This is a genomic window from Telmatobacter bradus, from assembly GCF_048629425.1.
GTDB lineage: Bacteria > Acidobacteriota > Terriglobia > Terriglobales > Acidobacteriaceae > Telmatobacter > Telmatobacter bradus.
Genome location: NZ_CP184532.1, coordinates 4292293 through 4308215, shown reverse-complemented (window position 1 = coordinate 4308215; position 15923 = coordinate 4292293). Strand labels below are relative to the sequence as shown.

Annotated in this window: 15 protein-coding genes; 8 read left to right on the top strand and 7 right to left on the bottom strand. The window is 59.4% G+C overall.

The genetic code is table 11. The annotated features are described in order from the left end of the window. Positions 1-114: 114 nt before the first annotated feature. The gene (locus tag ACOBR2_RS17680; protein WP_420237424.1) at positions 115-1620 is read left to right on the top strand and encodes a leucyl aminopeptidase; all 1506 of its coding nucleotides are present in this window, start codon (positions 115-117) and stop codon (positions 1618-1620) included. 89 nt (positions 1621-1709) lie between these two features. On the opposite strand, the gene ACOBR2_RS17675 is transcribed toward ACOBR2_RS17680, so the two are convergent. The 6 genes from ACOBR2_RS17675 to ACOBR2_RS17650 form a co-directional block, all read right to left on the bottom strand. Further along, on the bottom strand, positions 1710-2888 hold the full coding sequence (locus ACOBR2_RS17675) for a pyridoxal phosphate-dependent aminotransferase (protein WP_420237423.1): 1179 nt from the start codon (positions 2886-2888) through the stop codon (positions 1710-1712). A 119-nt stretch (positions 2889-3007) separates the two neighbouring features. Further along, a complete protein-coding gene (locus ACOBR2_RS17670) occupies positions 3008-3931 on the bottom strand; it encodes a ribonuclease HII (protein WP_420237422.1) in 924 nt (307 codons plus the stop codon). A 74-nt stretch (positions 3932-4005) separates the two neighbouring features. Beyond that, entirely contained in the window at positions 4006-4377 is a 372-nt protein-coding gene (gene rplS, locus ACOBR2_RS17665; protein WP_420237421.1) for a 50S ribosomal protein L19, read from the bottom strand. 126 nt (positions 4378-4503) lie between these two features. Next, positions 4504-5352, bottom strand: a complete 849-nt coding sequence (locus ACOBR2_RS17660; protein ID WP_420237420.1) for a 2,3,4,5-tetrahydropyridine-2,6-dicarboxylate N-succinyltransferase — start codon at positions 5350-5352, stop codon at positions 4504-4506. A 135-nt stretch (positions 5353-5487) separates the two neighbouring features. Beyond that, positions 5488-5802 (bottom strand): hypothetical protein, encoded by a 315-nt coding sequence (locus ACOBR2_RS17655; RefSeq protein ID WP_420237419.1) that lies wholly within the window; start codon positions 5800-5802, stop codon positions 5488-5490. A 610-nt stretch (positions 5803-6412) separates the two neighbouring features. Then, positions 6413-7330, bottom strand: coding sequence for a hypothetical protein (locus ACOBR2_RS17650; RefSeq protein WP_420237418.1), 918 nt, complete (start codon positions 7328-7330; stop codon positions 6413-6415). 192 nt (positions 7331-7522) lie between these two features. On the opposite strand from ACOBR2_RS17650, the gene pyrH reads away from it, so the two are divergent. The 7 genes from pyrH to clpX all read left to right on the top strand — a co-directional run bounded on the left by pyrH (position 7523) and on the right by clpX (position 14434). Then, positions 7523-8227 carry a UMP kinase gene (gene pyrH, locus ACOBR2_RS17645; protein ID WP_420237417.1) on the top strand — a complete coding sequence of 235 codons (705 nt, stop codon included), beginning with the start codon at positions 7523-7525 and terminating at the stop codon, positions 8225-8227. Between the two features lie 126 nt (positions 8228-8353). Next, positions 8354-9448 (top strand): acyltransferase family protein, encoded by a 1095-nt coding sequence (locus ACOBR2_RS17640; RefSeq protein ID WP_420237416.1) that lies wholly within the window; start codon positions 8354-8356, stop codon positions 9446-9448. A 337-nt stretch (positions 9449-9785) separates the two neighbouring features. Further along, the gene (locus ACOBR2_RS17635; protein ID WP_420237415.1) at positions 9786-10316 is read left to right on the top strand and encodes a hypothetical protein; all 531 of its coding nucleotides are present in this window, start codon (positions 9786-9788) and stop codon (positions 10314-10316) included. Positions 10317-10434: 118 nt separating this feature from the next. Continuing rightward, positions 10435-10779 carry a CPCC family cysteine-rich protein gene (locus ACOBR2_RS17630; protein ID WP_420237414.1) on the top strand — a complete coding sequence of 115 codons (345 nt, stop codon included), beginning with the start codon at positions 10435-10437 and terminating at the stop codon, positions 10777-10779. 219 nt (positions 10780-10998) lie between these two features. After that, entirely contained in the window at positions 10999-12423 is a 1425-nt protein-coding gene (gene tig, locus ACOBR2_RS17625) for a trigger factor (protein ID WP_420237413.1), read from the top strand. Between the two features lie 106 nt (positions 12424-12529). Next, complete coding sequence (gene clpP, locus ACOBR2_RS17620; RefSeq protein ID WP_420237412.1) at positions 12530-13120, top strand: ATP-dependent Clp endopeptidase proteolytic subunit ClpP; 591 nt, start codon at positions 12530-12532, stop codon at positions 13118-13120. A gap of 39 nt (positions 13121-13159) precedes the next feature. After that, positions 13160-14434: an ATP-dependent Clp protease ATP-binding subunit ClpX gene (gene clpX / locus ACOBR2_RS17615; RefSeq protein WP_420237411.1), complete on the top strand. Its 1275-nt coding sequence runs from the start codon at positions 13160-13162 to the stop codon at positions 14432-14434. Between the two features lie 92 nt (positions 14435-14526). On the opposite strand, the gene ACOBR2_RS17610 is transcribed toward clpX, so the two are convergent. Next, positions 14527-15750, bottom strand: coding sequence for a glycosyltransferase (locus ACOBR2_RS17610; RefSeq protein WP_420237410.1), 1224 nt, complete (start codon positions 15748-15750; stop codon positions 14527-14529). Positions 15751-15923 lie beyond the last annotated feature (173 nt).

The window sequence follows — 15923 nt, the reverse complement described above, 5'->3', positions numbered from 1 at the left end:
GATCCATGAAAATCTGTGACCGAAAACTTCTGCCCTGCTCAGAATGAAATCTCTTCCTTCTTCAGCAGCCTGTCTGTTTGTGCGGATTTGAGGGCGGGGTGAAACAATAGACCTATGCGGACCGAACTGAGTTTTACCCAACTTGCTGCGATCGAAACGGAACTGCTGGCTGTGCTGGCGGCAGACTTCCAGACGGCCAAGGGGCCGGAGGCCGAAGCCCAGCCTGAATTGCTGGTGGCGGATGAGGCCGTGAAGGCTGCCGCAGCTGCGGTGCTGGCCAGTGGCGAATTCAAGGCTGGCGCGCATGAGACCATGCTGGTGCATGCTCCCGCCGGGCTCAAGGCCAAGCGGTTGCTGATCGTGGGCCTGGGCAAGGCCACCAAACTAGCGGTAAACAGCGTGCGTCAGGCCGCTGGAACTGCCGTACGCTTCACCAAGCCCCGGTCCATCCGTGCGCTGACTTTGGCGCTGCCGGCCCATGAGCGGCTGGCCGATACGGTTGCCATTGCCCGCGCTGCCGCTGAGGGCGCGCTGGTGGGCGATTACGATGCCGACATTTATCGCAGCGACCGCAAGGATAAGAGCGTGCAGCAGTTCACGCTGGCCGTTGCGGGCTTTAACAAGGCTCCCATTGAGGCTGGCTTTGCCGAGGGCGTAATTGTGGCCGAAAGCCAGAACTTCACCCGTACGCTGGTGGTGGAGCCGGGCAACAAGCTGACCCCCACGATTCTGGGCGAGCGCGCTGCTGCAATGGCTGCGGAAGTGGGCCTGAAGTGCGAGGTTCATTCCACGGAAAAGTTGCACGAACTGAAGATGGGCGCGTTCTGGAGCGTGGCTCAGGGCTCGGCTGAGCCGCCGGCGCTGATTGTGTTGCGCTATGAGCCGGAGGGCGTCAGCAATGGTCCTGTTTTCGGTCTGGTGGGCAAGGGAGTCACCTTTGATTCGGGCGGCATCTCGCTCAAGCCTGGGGCCGACATGGACAAGATGAAGTACGACATGGCGGGCGGCGCGGCCATGTTGGGCGCTATGCGTGCCATCGCCCTGCTCAAGCCGCGGGTGCGTGTGATCTGTGTGGTGTGCGCTACGGAGAATATGCCGGACGGCAAGGCGCAGAAGCCCGGCGACGTGCAGACGGCCATGAGCGGCAAGACCATCGAGATCATCAACACCGACGCCGAAGGCCGCTTGGTGCTGGCTGACGGGCTGACCTACGCCAAGCAGTTGGGCGCAACGCATCTGATCGATGCCGCCACGCTCACCGGCGCTTGCGTCGTGGCGCTGGGCATGATCAACGCCGGAGCCTTTTCCAACAACGATGAGAGCTTTGCCAAATTCGAGAAGGCGCTCAAGATCAGCGAGGAAAAGTTCTGGCGTCTGCCGCTTGGCGACGAGTATGCCGAGCTGATCAAGAGCGAGATTGGCGACATCAAGAACACTGGTGGACGTTGGGGCGGAGCTTGCACCGCAGCCGAGTTCCTCAAGGTCTTTGCCGAGGATACGCCGTGGATCCATCTGGACATTGCCGGCATGGCCTGGGTGGAAAATGCCCAGCCCTACATTGCCAAGGGACCCAGCGGTGTGGGTGTGCGCTCGATTCTGGAGTGGGTGCGCGGCTTCTAACAACTTTTGCCTGAACAAACAAAATCGCCCCATCCGAGCCGTGCTTTTGCAGGCGGCCTGGATGGGGCGGTTTTATTTGCAGAGCAGAGCTATTTTGCAGGTTGCGGCTGCTCAAAGGCGGCGGCAAAACCGGGGATCGATCCGGTGACGGTTTCCATGGAAACCGTGAGCGCCAGACGAATGTAGCCGGAGCGGCCAAAGCCGGTTCCGGGCACGGCCAGCACGCCTTCTTCGGCAAGGCGGCGGGTGAAGGCAACGTCGTCGGCAATCGGTGTTTTCAGGAAGATGTAGAACGCGCCCTGGGGGCGACGTACGGCGTAGCCGATCTTTGCGAGTGCGTCGCAAAGCGTGTTGCGCTTGAGTTCGTAGGGCGCAGCGTCTACGCGAGCGTCCAGCGCATCCAGCAGCACCTGCTGCCAGAGGGCCGGCGCATTCACAAAGCCCAGAATGCGGTTGGTGAGGGCGCAGGCACGGCTGAGCAGGGCGCGATCCTCGATGCGTGGCGAAATGGCCACGTAGCCGATGCGTTCTCCGGCCAGGCCGAGCGACTTTGACCACGAACTGCAGACGATGGTGTTTTTGATGCAGGTGGCAGGCAGTGTTTGCCGCTGGCCGTCGTAAACAAACGAGGTGTAGGGCTCGTCGCTGAGCACCGCGATAGGCTGGCCGACTTCGGCAAGCATCTGGTTGAGCGCGCGCAGCGTCTCTTCCGGATAGACCCGACCCGTGGGGTTGTTGGGTGTGTTGATCATGATCGCCCGGGTGCGTGGCGTGATGGCGGAGCGAATCTTTTCCACGTCGGGCAGGAAGCTTTCGTCAGTATCAACGAGGACCATTTTGCCGCCGTGGTTGGTGATGTAGGCGTTGTACTCGACGAAGTAGGGCGCCAGCACAATGACCTCATCGCCCGCGTCGAGCAGAGCCTTGAGTACCACGTTGCATGCGCCAGCCGCACCCACCGTCATGAAGACGTCTTCGGCCGCGTAGGGCAGGCCAGTTTGCTGGGCAAGATGTTTGGCCAGCCGCTCCCGCACCTGCATGTAGCCGGGGTTGGGCATGTAGCCGTGTGAGCCCTTGGGGCTGGCGCTTACCAGACGGCGCAGGCTTTCCAGCACCTCGGCGGGCGGCTCGTCCACCGGATTGCCAAGCGAGAAGTCGAAGACCTTGTCGGCACCGCGTTCCTTTTTCAGCCGCGTACCTTCTTCAAACATGCGGCGAATCCACGAGGAGTTTTCCAGTTGAGCGGCAATGGTCTTCGAAACAAGCATTTTCTTTTTCCTGTGCGGGGGGAATGATTGGGGGCGATTTGCCCTCCTTCATTGTATGCAACAAAGGAGGACGGGGGGCAGGCCAGGCCGGGGAGGGCTGATGCTCTCTGCGGCTGTCTTTACGGCTTTTCTGCCGGAAGGGGCAGCCGTCCATTGCCTGCAAAGTGGGGGTCGCTTACGCCGATCTTCTGGTAATTGGCGCGGGCCTCGGTGAGGCTGGGAGCGTTGGCTCCGCCCTCAAAGCCGGGGTCCTCGAACTGGTGCAGATCGTCCTCCCACTGGCAGACCTCGCAGATGGCCTGCGTGCCGGGCGGCTCAGCGGCCAGAGTGAGATAGCCGCAGCAGGGGCAGGCGTAACGCAAGGGTTGCTCAGCCTCGGCTCCGTCTTCGTCGCTTTCGTCCTCAAGTTGCGGTGTGTCGAAAAGCAGAACATCCTGCCGCACACCGTGAAAGCTGCGGCGATGCAGCGGGGTGGGGCCTAAACGTTTGAGCGCGGCCAGATGCTCGGGGCAGCCGTAGCCCTTGTGGCGGGCCAGCCCGTAACCAGGGTAGACGGCGTCCAGTTCGACGATCTGGCGGTCGCGGTAGACCTTGGCCAGCACGCTGGCGGCGGCAATGGAGAAGCTGGTGGCGTCGCCCTTGATGACGGCCTGCTGTGGGCCATCCCAGACAATGGTGTCGCGACCATCGATGAGCAGAAAGTCAGGCGAAAGCGCCAACTGCTCCACGGCGCGGCGCATGGCCAGCAGCGATGCCTGCCGGATGTTGATGCGGTCGATGGTTTCGGCATCGACTTCGGCGATGGCCCAGGCCACGGCCCCCGCCTTGATCTCGGGTTCCAGCTTGTTGCGGAGGCGCTCGTTCAGTTTTTTGGAATCGTTCAGCCCGGGCAGGTTGCAGCCCTTGGGCAAAATGACGGCTGCTGCCACCACCGGGCCAAACAACGGTCCTCGGCCCACTTCATCCACGCCGGCAATGCGCAGCGCGCCCTTGCTCCGCGCCTGTTCTTCCAGTGCCCAACCGCATACCAGCTCAGTGCTCATTCTTTCAGTATATAAAAAGCAAAACCCCCGACCGCATGGGTCGGGGGTTTTGAAGGTGCACGGAAGAACGACGCTTATGCGCGGATCTTGCCGGTCGCGCGGTCGATTTCCTTCAGACGCGCTGCCTTACCACGAAGTTCGCGGATGTAGTACAGCTTGGCGCGGCGAACCTTGTAGCTGCGAACCTTCTCGATGCGGTCAATGACCTTCGAGTTGAAGGGGAAGATACGCTCCACACCCTGACCGAAGCTCATCTTGCGGACCGTGAAACTGCCCTGCGGGCCCTTGTTGATGGCGATGACCAGGCCCTCGAACGCCTGCAGCCGTTCCTTCTCGCCTTCCTTGATCTTGACCTGGACGCGAATCTGGTCTCCCGGAACGAACTCGGGCAGATCAGTGCGCTTCAGCTTCTCGGCCAGGCGCTGCATTACGGGATGAATGGACATGTTCTCTTCCTACAGTTGAACTCAGAATTCTTAGTGTAGCAAAGATTGAGGCCAAAAGCCAGCCTAGGCGCGCTCGGGCGCGTCTCCAAACCGGCTTTCGGACGGAAATTCTTTCCTGTACCAGAACTAGCGTAACAGGTCTTCGAGCGTAGTGCTCAAATCGGTCTTTTCATCGCGGTACTTTACGATGACCGGAGCGTAGACGCTCAGGCCCCACTCCTGCCCTTTGCCCTTGTTTACAGAGCGCGATCCGGGCACGACGACTGCTCCGGCGGGGATGGTCAGCGGAGCCTCGGCTGTGGCCTTGAGTACCGTTCCGTTCACCAGATCGTAGACAGGTGTGCCACGGGTGAGGATGGTGCCGGCGGCCAGCACCGCGCCCTGGCGGACGATGGTGCCCTCGTAGACGCCGGTATTGCCGCCTACCAGCACATCGTCTTCAATGATGACCGGGCTGGCGTTGACCGGCTCCAGCACGCCGCCAATCTGGGCCGCGGCGCTCAGGTGCACATGCTTGCCGATCTGGGCGCAACTGCCCACCAGCGCATGCGAATCCACCATGGTGCCCTCGTCCACGTAGGCGCCGGCGTTAATGTACATGGGCGGCATGCAGACCACACCCTTGGCCACGTAAGCTCCGGCGCGGACTGACGAGCCACCGGGCACGACGCGCACGCCATCGGCGGGCGTAAAGGTGCGGGCCGGGTAGGTGTGTTTGTCTACAAAGGTGAGTGCGCCAGCCTGCTGCTGTTCGAGCGCTCCCAGCCGGAAGCCGAGCAGAATGCCGCGCTTGACCCAGGCATTCACACGCCAGCCGGTGGGGGCGCTGGCGTCGGGTTCAGCCGAACGCAGTTCGCCCGCTTCAAGCGCAGTGCGCAGTGCGAGAAAGGCCTCAAGTGCGGAAGCGTCGCCAACAGCCGAAGCTCCGGCTGCGAAAAACCGCTCGATGGATTCCTGCAAAGAGTGTGTAGTCATGACATTTTCGAGTTTACCAACACAGCTTTCAAACATCAGCTGTCAGTTTTCAGCTCATTGTGCCGGGAATAGGAGCTTGGCTGAATCAAAGCGTTTTGTTCCCGCAAGAAACAGCGGATAGCTGAAAGCTGTTTTTTAGTGGACCAGCGTCGCCTTGGCTACAGTGGTCAGCCGGAAGCTGTTCTTGCCTACCGGGATCAGGGCCAGCTGTACGGGGGCATGGCAGGGGCGGAGCGGGAAGTTTTTGGATTCCAGCCAGGCACAGAGGCGCGGATCGAAGATTTCGGCTTCGCCCTGCCAAAAATCATCGTTGAGCGAGAGCTGAATAAGTAAATGGTCCAGAAGCAGCTCAACTTCGGAGTTGTCTTTGGAGAAGAAGCGGCGGACATTTTGAGCGCCCACCTGCAGGCCGGTTTGGCCTAGACCTTTGTTGTGCGTTCTGACAAGCATGGGGCATACCTTTCAGGAGTGGGGATAGCGTTTCCGGAAGGGGTACAGACCGAAGGGATGGCTCTTAAGTGTCTTTTTCTTCAAGAAAAAGTCGCCCAGAATCACGCTTGAAAAGTCTACGTTTCCGAAAATGCTCTAAATAAGCCCGACGTTGAACAAACCAAGTGTAGGCACGAACGACAGAAGACGCGTTAAGAGAGAATGAAGGGCTGGGTGAGAAGTTCCCGAATAGGCAACCTCGTAGCAGGCAATACCGATCAGGAATCTTCAAATACCCAGCGCCGTATGTTCCCAGGCACGCATCCACACCTCTGAGATCGGCGGGAGATTTTATTTGTTCAGGCTGGTCCCGCAAGGTGAAATGGAAATTGGCCCCTGAGCGGAGAAACAGAAAAGTTCGGCGGGGGGCGCGCAGGAGATCAGCAATCTGCGTAACTTTGCATAAATTTGGTTCTTTTTCATCGCCTGTTTTGCTGCGGGCATTTTATGTATAGAGGGAATACCCGTGCCTGAAGGCACGTTCTTTGGTCTGCGTCCTTCGGGGGCATGAATGCCCCCGCTCCCTCCCCGCCTGTTCCAGCACGGAAAAGCTGACGGCTGACAGCCGCTTTTAAAAGCTGAGCTTGAGGTGGACTGTGGCGTTGGGGCCGTTGCTGGAACCGTGGCCGGGACCGCCCATGCCACCGCCGCCCGGTCCACCCTGGCTGCCGCCCATGCCGGACGGAGCCGAGCCGCTGCCGCCGGAGTGCATTTGGGCATTCATCATAGAGCCTAGAGAGCCCATGCTGCTGGTGCTTCCCGATCCGCCAAAGGACGACATACCAGCCGAAGCCCCGCCCATGCTGCCTTCTGTTCCCATGCCTGCCGAGGCGGAAGCGGAAAAGCCGAGACGGCCGCCTGCGCCATGGGCGGTGTAGGCGGCTGAGGCTGATCCGCCGGGAGTGCCCGTGGGGCTGAGGGAGCTGTGAAAGCCCAGACCAAAGCTGCTGGAGGAGGCGCCTGGACCGCCCATCGGACCGCCAGCCATGGAGGCTGAGCCATGCGAAGGGCCTCCGGGGCCGGAGGACGCGCCGGGCGCCTTCGATCCAAGATTAAAATTGATGCCGTTCTGCAGCCACTGGCTCAGGCGGGGCACCTGACGCAGCGTGCCAGCCACAGCTCCACTATGGTTGCCGGCAAGAGCCTGGCTGAGGTCGCCCGCCAGTTGGGAGAAGTTGGCGGAACCGTGTCCGCCTGGGGGACCTCCCGCTGGACCGGCAGACTGACCCGTCGCCGGACCTGCCGAACCTTGGGCCTGACGCACGCCGAGCAGGTAGCTGTCTTTAAAGAATTGATTCCAGGAATTTTGATTACCGAGGGCGGCGTTGGGCACGCCGCCATCCCGGTTTTTTCCGACCTGTTCCGGTGAACCGTCCCCGGTCGGTTGTGCGTCCGCTGTGACAGGCCGTCCTTGGGCCATTTCGGCTTGCCAGCCTGCGGACATCGGGCTCTGTGCGCTGATATAACCCGCCAGAAAAAAGACCAACAAAAGAGCATGTCTTTTCCTGACGGGGAGCGGAATAAGGCGACACAAAGCCCAGCTCGATCGCATTCCCTCTGCGAAAACCTTCAACTGAATCCACTCCCTTCAATTTGTAAGCTTCGACGGAGGGCAGGCGGAGAGTCGTTACAGCAGGAAAGAGAAAATTTTGTCGTTCCTTGTGCGATACTCAAAAACGGTATGTATAAACGGATCGTCCTCAAGCTATCGGGCGAGGCACTGGCCGGTGAACGCGGTTTTGGCCTCGATGCGGAAAAAGTCGCAGAAATTGCCGGCGAAATTGCTGAAGTTCACGCTCTTGGCGTGGAGATTGGCATTGTGGTCGGCGGCGGAAACATCTTCCGTGGTCTTTCGGCCCAGGCTTCTGAAATGGATCGCGTCTCTGCGGACAGCATGGGTATGCTGGCCACGGTCATCAACGCCATTGCTGTGCAGGATGCGCTTGAAAAGCGCGACGTGCAATGCCGCGTGATGAGCGCCGTGGTGATGAATCAGCTGGCTGAGCCCTACATTCGCCGCCGTGCTGTGCGTCATCTGGAAAAGGGTCGCGTGGTGATCTTTGCTTCCGGCACCGGCAATCCGTACTTCTCCACCGACACCGCGGCCAGTCTGCGAGCCATGGAGATCAAGGCCGATGTGCTGCTGAAGGGTACCAAGGTTGGGGGCATCTACAATGCCGACCCACTTCTGGTGAAGGATGCGGTCAAGTACGACGAAATCACCTACATGGAGATCCTCAAGCAGGGTCTGAAGGTGATGGATCTGACCGCCGTCAGCCTCTGCAAGGACAACAATCTGCCCATGGTCGTGTTCAATATGAATGTGTCGGGCAACATCAAGCGGGTGGTTCAGGGCGAAAAGCTCGGTTCGCTTGTCATTGCTTAAAATCCGGACCTGAGATCCGGATTGCATCAAACAGAAAGAAGGGAGCAGGCCGGTAGCTGCCAGCCTGCGCGGCCTTGATCCACGGGCCAGGGTAAGACCATCAGCCAGTCAGCCAAGACAACAGAGATGCAGAAGCCTGCGCGCCTGAATGCCCTTACCGGCCTGCGCTGTTTTGCCGCCGTCAACGTCGTTCTGTTTCACTTTTCGAATCCGGCTACCTTCGGTGTGCTGGCTCCGGTGGTCAATGCTGGCTACGCCTCGGTCAGCTACTTCATTCTGCTTTCCGGCTACGTGCTGGCCTATAACTATAATGAACGCGCGCGCAACGGCGAGCTGGACTTCCGCCGCTTTTGGGAGGCGCGCTTCACCCGCCTGTACCCGATCTACCTGCTCAGCCTGCTTTGCAGCTTCAACATGATCCGCGCGGAGTGGAATGCACACTCTCCCGGCTGGTTCTGGGCGGGCATGGTGCTTTCGCCGCTGCTGCTGCAGGGTTGGTTCTGGCAGATTTCCACCTTTCTGAATACGCCGGCCTGGACGATGTCGGCCGAGGCCTTCTACTACTTCATCTTTCCCTGGCTGGCCCGCATGAAGGCTTCGGCGAACATGCGTTCGCACCTGTGGAAGATGTTTGGCGTGTGGATGCTGGGACTGGCGCCCGGACTGCTCTACTTCTGGCTGAATCCCGACGGCATTCTGCACCCCGACCGCTACAGCAGCGGTCCCTGGCTGCGTGCGCTCAAGTACACGCCGCTGCCGCACTTTCCCAGCTTCCTGTTTGGCGTGTTGCTGGCCGATCTGGACCGCATGGTGGGCCGCTCCAGCCGCATTCGCTCGATCCTGGGCATTGGCGGTTTCCTTACCATCTTCTTCCTCCTCTGGCTGGGCAGCGTCATCCCTTACGCCATCATCCACGATGGTCTGCTGATGCCGCTCTTTGCCTGCGTGATTCTGGGGCTGGCTGGCAACAACCGGCTCTCGTACGTGATTGGCTGCCGGCCTCTGGTCTTCATTGGTGAGGGCAGTTACTGCCTGTACCTGCTGCACTTCAATCTGTGGGAGCTGGTGCATAAATCGCATGTGCTGGAAGCTACCGGCCTGATCCGCTTCGATCCCTGGATCAGCTACGTCTTCCTGATCATGCTGGCGCTTCTCTGCCTGCACTTCATTGAAAAGCCTGCACAAAAGGGCTTGCGGTCGTGGCTCAAGCTGTGGAGGTAGGAGAGTTGTTAGCTTCTAGCCTCTAGTTTCCCGCCTGTAGGTATTTCAAACTGTAGAGATTGCAGTCCGGCACGAACATTTTGTTCTGCCGGGCTGTTGCCGTTTCGCAATTGTTTCCATCTCGGTGGGGCCAGGAAATTCTATGAGTTCTTTAAGAAAAACCCCACTTCACTGTCGCAACATCGGGCGTGGGAGTAATGAAAATGGTTCTCCCTAACGATGAAGAACACAACCGCTGACTGGTCAGCGGGTTGGAAAGAAGAAAGCTGTGCCTCGGATTCTGGCGGGTGCAGATACCCAGACGGGGAGGAAGTTTTTTAAACAGATGAAAACAAGAGTGATAGTTTTTGCAGGGCAAAGTTTGTGGCAGGTTTTTGGGCTGGGATTGCTGGGCGTGGTCTTGTGCGGCGCAGCCTGGGGGCAGGAATCGAAGGCCGATTTGTTCATCGGATACAGCCGTCTGGGCGCAAACACTCTGGTGGGCAACACCCCGGCTTTGGGTGGATGGCAGGGAGCCATGAACGTCCAGGTCAGGCCGTTGCTGGGTTTTGAAGGCGATCTGTCCCATTACGGCCTGGAGTCGGCGAGCAATGTGGAGCGGTCGACCATGCTGCTGTTTGGTCCGCGCGTGACGGTGGGTGGAGCGGACGTGCATGTTTATGTGCATGGACTTCTGGGCGGAGAGCACTCGGCCAACCAGCTCGGGAATTCTAGCGGAGCCATGGCGCTGGCACTGGGCGGCGGCCTGGATGTGCACTTCGCGCCCTATCTTTCCTGGCGTATGGCCGACGATTATGTGGATGCAACCAGCAATCCCATCCATGCGGCGCACAATCGCTTCAGCATGGGGATTGCCTTTCATTTTTAAAGCTGCGGGAAAGTCTGTTTTTTACGTTTTTTGGGCAATTCCCCCTTTTTTTCTAAAAGATTTTTCAGGGGATTGCATGAATTATGGTGCATTCAGGGGATGAGCGGAAGGAGCTAGCATGAAAAATTTTAAGTGTATGCCTGCCGTGCTGAGCCATCAACTCCGGGAAAAGCTGCGTAAACCTGGCAGAAGCGCTTGCCGTCCAACCCATGTGGAGAAAAAACCTCGTTTTCGTTGCCCCTGCTGTGGCTATCGGACGCTGGAAGCGCCTGCAGCGATGGGTTTGTGCCCGGTTTGCTGGTGGGAAGACGATGGTCAGGAAGACGTCGATGCTGGTATGGTGCGGCTGACGGTCAATGGTGAGTTGAGTTTGGCCGAGGCGCGGCGCTATTTTCAGCAGTGCGGGGCCTCGCACCCCCGTTTTTCTCCCTACGTCCGCTTGCCCCAGGTGTACGAGCAGTAACGTGCCCAGGTGGTTCCCTCCGAGTAATGGACGGCTTTTCCAGTGTTTGACCCTTCCTGCAAACCCTCTTACCATGAGATGAGGTGTTTCCCCGGCCACCGGATGCTGGATTGCGTTCCGCGGCACAGGTCGCGGCAGTTGGAAAAGGCGCGTGCGCAGGCAAAGTTCCGCAAGCGGCTCTGAAAGAATCTGAAGCCAGCGGCAGGGAAATCCCGCAAAATGACTGAATGGCGCGTGATGCGCCTGGAAGGCAAAACGTTGAGTCAGAACGAAACCCTTGAAGAGAAGAATCAGCCGGTCGAGGCTGCCCACGACCACGAAGGCCATGATCACGATCATGATCATGACCATGCGGGCCACGCCCACGAGCACGGTCCGGTTCTGAACCCGGAGTGCACCCGTGATCTGGTGCTGGACGTTCCGGCTGATGTTGTCGCCAAGGCCTACAAGCAGGTGACTGCCAACTACAAGAAGTTCGCGCGCATTCCTGGCTTCCGTCCGGGCAAGACGCCCGATGCGGTAGTTCGCCGCCGCTTCTTCAACGAGATCCGCAAGGACGTGATTGACCAGATTCTGCCTGAGCGCTTCAATGCTGCCGTGCAGGAGCTGGGTGTGCAGCCGGTGGGCCAGCCCCAGGTGACCGAGCTGACCGTCGAAGAGGGGCAGCCGCTGCACGTCAAGGCTTCCTTCGAGTATTTGGCAGATTTCGTCATCGACGGCTACAAGGACGTGACCGTCACCAAGACTCCGATCGAGATCAGCGAAGAAGAGTTCAAGGCCGAGATGAAGCACCTGCTGGAATCCCGTGCGGAGATCGAGCCGGTGGAAGAAGATCGTGCATTGGTCGAGGGTGACTGGGCGCAGATCAGCTACAACGGCACGGTTACGGGCGAGGAAGATGCTGAGCCGGTGGCGGGTGAGAACTCGCTGGTCGAAGTGGGCGGCACCGATACGGTGGCAGCCTTCTCCGATGCTCTGCGTGGTGCCAAGGTCGGTCAGGAAATGAAGGTCGAAGTTGTTTATCCGACCGATTATGCTGAGCCGCGTCTGGCCGGCAAGGCCGTTGCTTACGAGATGAACGTGTTGGCCATCAAGAAGCGCATTCTGCCTGAGCTGAACGACGAGTTCGTCAAGGATCTGGGTCAGTACGAAAACGTGGCCGACCTGGAAAACGCCGTGCGCGAGCACATGACCAACCGCAAGAAGCACATGGCTGACACCGAGACCCGCGAAAAGCTCTTCGGCGCCTATGCCGAGAAGTTCAACTTCCCGGTTCCTGAGTCGCTGGTGCAGGAGCAGATTGACGCTCGTCTGGAGCGTGGTCTGCGCGCGCTGGCCGCTCAGGGCATGAGCCCCGAGCAGATGCGCAAGCTGGACTTTGCCCGTCTGCGTGGCGCGCAGCGCGACAGCGCACTCTCTGAGGTCAAGATTGGCCTGATCCTCGACAAGATTGCCCGTGAGGAAAACATTACGGTCAGCGACGAGGATATGGACAAGGAATTGCAGATGGCAGCACTGCAGACGCGCGAGCCAATCGACGTTCTGCGTGCCCGCCTGGAGCAGGAAGGCGCATCGGCCCGCATTCGCGAGCAGGTATTGCGCGATAAGACCATGAACGTTCTACTGGAACGCATGCCTGTCTAGTCTGGTAGCATTTCCGGAAGCAGTGGCGGCCAGTCAGCCGTCGCTGCTTCTCCACTCCACCGGGAGAAGGCTTCCCGCATAACCGTACGAGCGAAAAGGGCACATCATGGCATTGGTTCCGATGGTGGTTGAGCAGACGAGCCGGGGCGAGCGCGCCTACGACATCTACTCCCGTCTGTTGCGCGACAATATCATCTTTCTTGGCACGCCCATCGATGATCAGATTGCCAATCTGATCGTGGCCCAGATGCTGTTTTTGCAGGGCGAGGATCCGGAGAAGGATATTTCGCTCTACATCAATTCGCCGGGCGGCTCGATCTCGGCCGGATTGGCGATTTACGACACCATGCAGTTCATCAAGAACGATGTGGTGACCTATTGCATTGGCCAGGCTGCCTCAATGGGAGCATTCCTTCTTTTGGCCGGCACCAAGGGCAAGCGTTTTGCACTGCCCAACTCGCGCATTCTGATCCACCAGCCGTCCATGGGCGGTTTGAGCGGTCAGGCGACCGATATTGACATTCATGCGCGTGAGATTCTGCGCATCCGCGAAGTAACCAACACACTGATGTCCAAGCACACCAGCCAGCCGCTGGACCGCATCGAACGCGATGTGGAACGCGACTTCATCATGACCGCACCGCAGGCCAAGGAATACGGTATTGTGGATGAGATCATTGATCGGCCACGCGCCTAGTTGGCTTTGTCGAAGAATTAGTCCAAGGAGTACAGAAAAATGAAAACGCGCACGGGATCTGAAGACGCACTGCGCTGCTCGTTCTGCCACAAGTCGCAGGACGCGGTGGCCAAGCTGATTTCTTCACCCAGCGATTATCCCCGGGCTTACATCTGCGACGAATGCGTGGCGGTGTGCAATTCGATTCTGGAGGACGACCGCAGCGAACAGGCTCCGGCCACGGCCTCTGGCCACCTGCCCAAGCCGCAGGAGGTCAAGGCCTTCCTCGATGACTTTGTCATCGGCCAGGATCAGACCAAGAAGAAGCTGGCGGTAGCCGTCTACAACCACTACAAGCGCATCCAGATGAACCGCATGCGCAATAGTGATATTGAGCTGGCCAAGTCCAACATCCTGCTGGTAGGGCCTACCGGCTCGGGCAAGACTTTGCTGGCGCACACGCTGGCCAAGATGCTCGACGTTCCCTTTGCCATTGTGGATGCCACTACGCTGACCGAAGCCGGTTACGTGGGCGAGGACGTGGAGAACATCATCCTGAAGCTGCTGCAGGCAGCCGACGGCGATGTAACCCGCGCTCAGCAGGGCATTATCTACATCGACGAGATCGACAAGATCGGCCGCAAGGATGAGAATCCTTCCATCACCCGCGACGTTTCCGGCGAGGGTGTGCAGCAGGCCTTGTTGAAGATCCTCGAAGGCACGGTAGCCAACGTTCCGCCGCAGGGCGGACGCAAGCACCCGCACCAGGAGTTCACGGCCGTCGACACGACGAACATTCTGTTCATCTGTGGTGGCGCGTTTGTGGGTCTGGAGCGCGTGGTGGGCCGTCGTGTGGGCAAGAAGGCTTTGGGCTTCAAGACGATCGACGCAGCCGAGGCTGATGCTTCCACCAGCCGCATGCATCGCGACACCGAGCTGCTGCGCCGTACCGAGCCGCAGGATCTGATCAAGTACGGACTGATTCCCGAGTTCGTTGGCCGTCTGCCCGTTATGGGCATTCTGGACGAACTGGATGAGCCCGCGCTGGTCGACATTCTGACCAAGCCGAAGAATGCCATCCTCAAGCAGTACCAGCGCCTCTTCGAGTTCGAGAACGTGCGGTTGCACTTTACCCCGGAGGCCGTGAGCTCGGTTGCTCGCGAGGCTCTGGAACGCAAGGTGGGCGCGCGCGGTCTGCGCATGATTCTGGAAGAGCTGATGCTGGACCTGATGTATAACCTGCCCTCCAACAAGCGGGTTCGCGATCTGGAAATCACGCACGAGATGGTGGAGAGTCGCGATCTTTCGCTTGGCCTGCTGGAAAAGGCCGGCTAGTACAGCGTTCAGGCAAGTGACTGAAAAGCCCCCGGATTCTTCCGGGGGTTTTTCTTGTTGAGGAAAACGACACTTTGATCCATCAACTCCCTCTACATCAATTCTGAATTTGCTAGGGCGCGTTGGCGCAGCTCCTCAGCCAGTTGGAAGTGTTCGGGCAGGGGTGTGCCGATCTGCAGGCGCTCGGTGGCCGATTGCGCAGCCAGTTGCATGTCGCCTGCGGCGATGGCTGCGGCCGTCAGAATGTCGTAGAGCTCGGCAAAATCGGGTGTGCGGTCAATGGCGGAGCGGATACGGGAGATGCCTTCGGCGGGAGCACCCAGTACGGTTTCGCATGCGCCCAGTTTGGCGGCGTTCAGCGGCGAACTTCCGCCCTGCTGATAGGCGTCGCGGGCCTGTTCATAGCGGCCGGAGTGCAGATGCGCGTCGCCCAGCGCCTCAAAGAGCACCGCCGAGCGCGAACCCAGGCTGTAGGCCTCATTCAGCCGCACCAGAGCCTGATCTACCCGGCCCAGCGCGATCAGGCAGATGCCGCTGAAGATGCAGTTGCGCGGATCGTCAGGAGCCAGCGTGTGAGCGTGTTCAAAGTGCTTGAGCGCCTCGGCCGGGCGGCGATAGTGCTCCAGTTCGCTCAGCCCTAGCTCAAACCATCCGGAAGAGAGCTGCGGATGTGTGAGCACTTTTTTTTGGCCCAGCTTGTGATAGAAATCGTTCTTCTGTTTGCGTACGGCCTCATCGTCTTCAGCCTGGCCCAGATGGTGCAGGATGAAGTTGGCTGGAATGCGGCGCAGTCCCAGCGCATCCAGCCTGTGGGCCACGGTTTCGTGTACGCTGGCTTCAAAATATACGCCGGGATGGCGGCGGAAGAGCCGCGTGTTCACACTGATGGCATAGGCGGGATAGGCGCTGGCTTCGTCCAGCAGGCCCGGATTGGGCAGGGGCGGATTCTCACCGCTGCGGCGGATGGCCGAGCGCATGTAATTCCAGCGCACCACGTCGTAGGCGTCGGCCTCCGGATGGGCAAGCAACTGCTCCAGCCGTGCCGGAGCGGAAGGGTCCAGCATTTCGTCGGCGTCGATGGCCAGAATCCAGTCGCACTCGGCATGGGAGAGCACGCGGTTACGCGCCAGGGAGAAGTCGTCTTCCCAGGGAATCTGCAGGACTTCGGCTCCGGCCTCGAGGGCCACGGCGATGGTTTCGTCGGTTGAACCGGTATCGCCCACCAGAATGCGGTCAGCCACGCTGGCCAGAGCCCGGCCCAGTGTGGCCGCGCCATCCTTCACAATCATCGAGACTTCGAGTGTGGGCTTCGTCATCGGATGCGGGATGGAAACTTTACCTCCACAAGACTCGTGTTGTCGATGTGCATTTTTGTGGCCATACCGAAATCTGTCCGGTGAATGCTTTCCAATTCTCACTGACCGCCTATTGTCACATGCAGAAGAAGCGGACGGCCACTTTCACAGTTTGCATTTGTGCGGATATGATC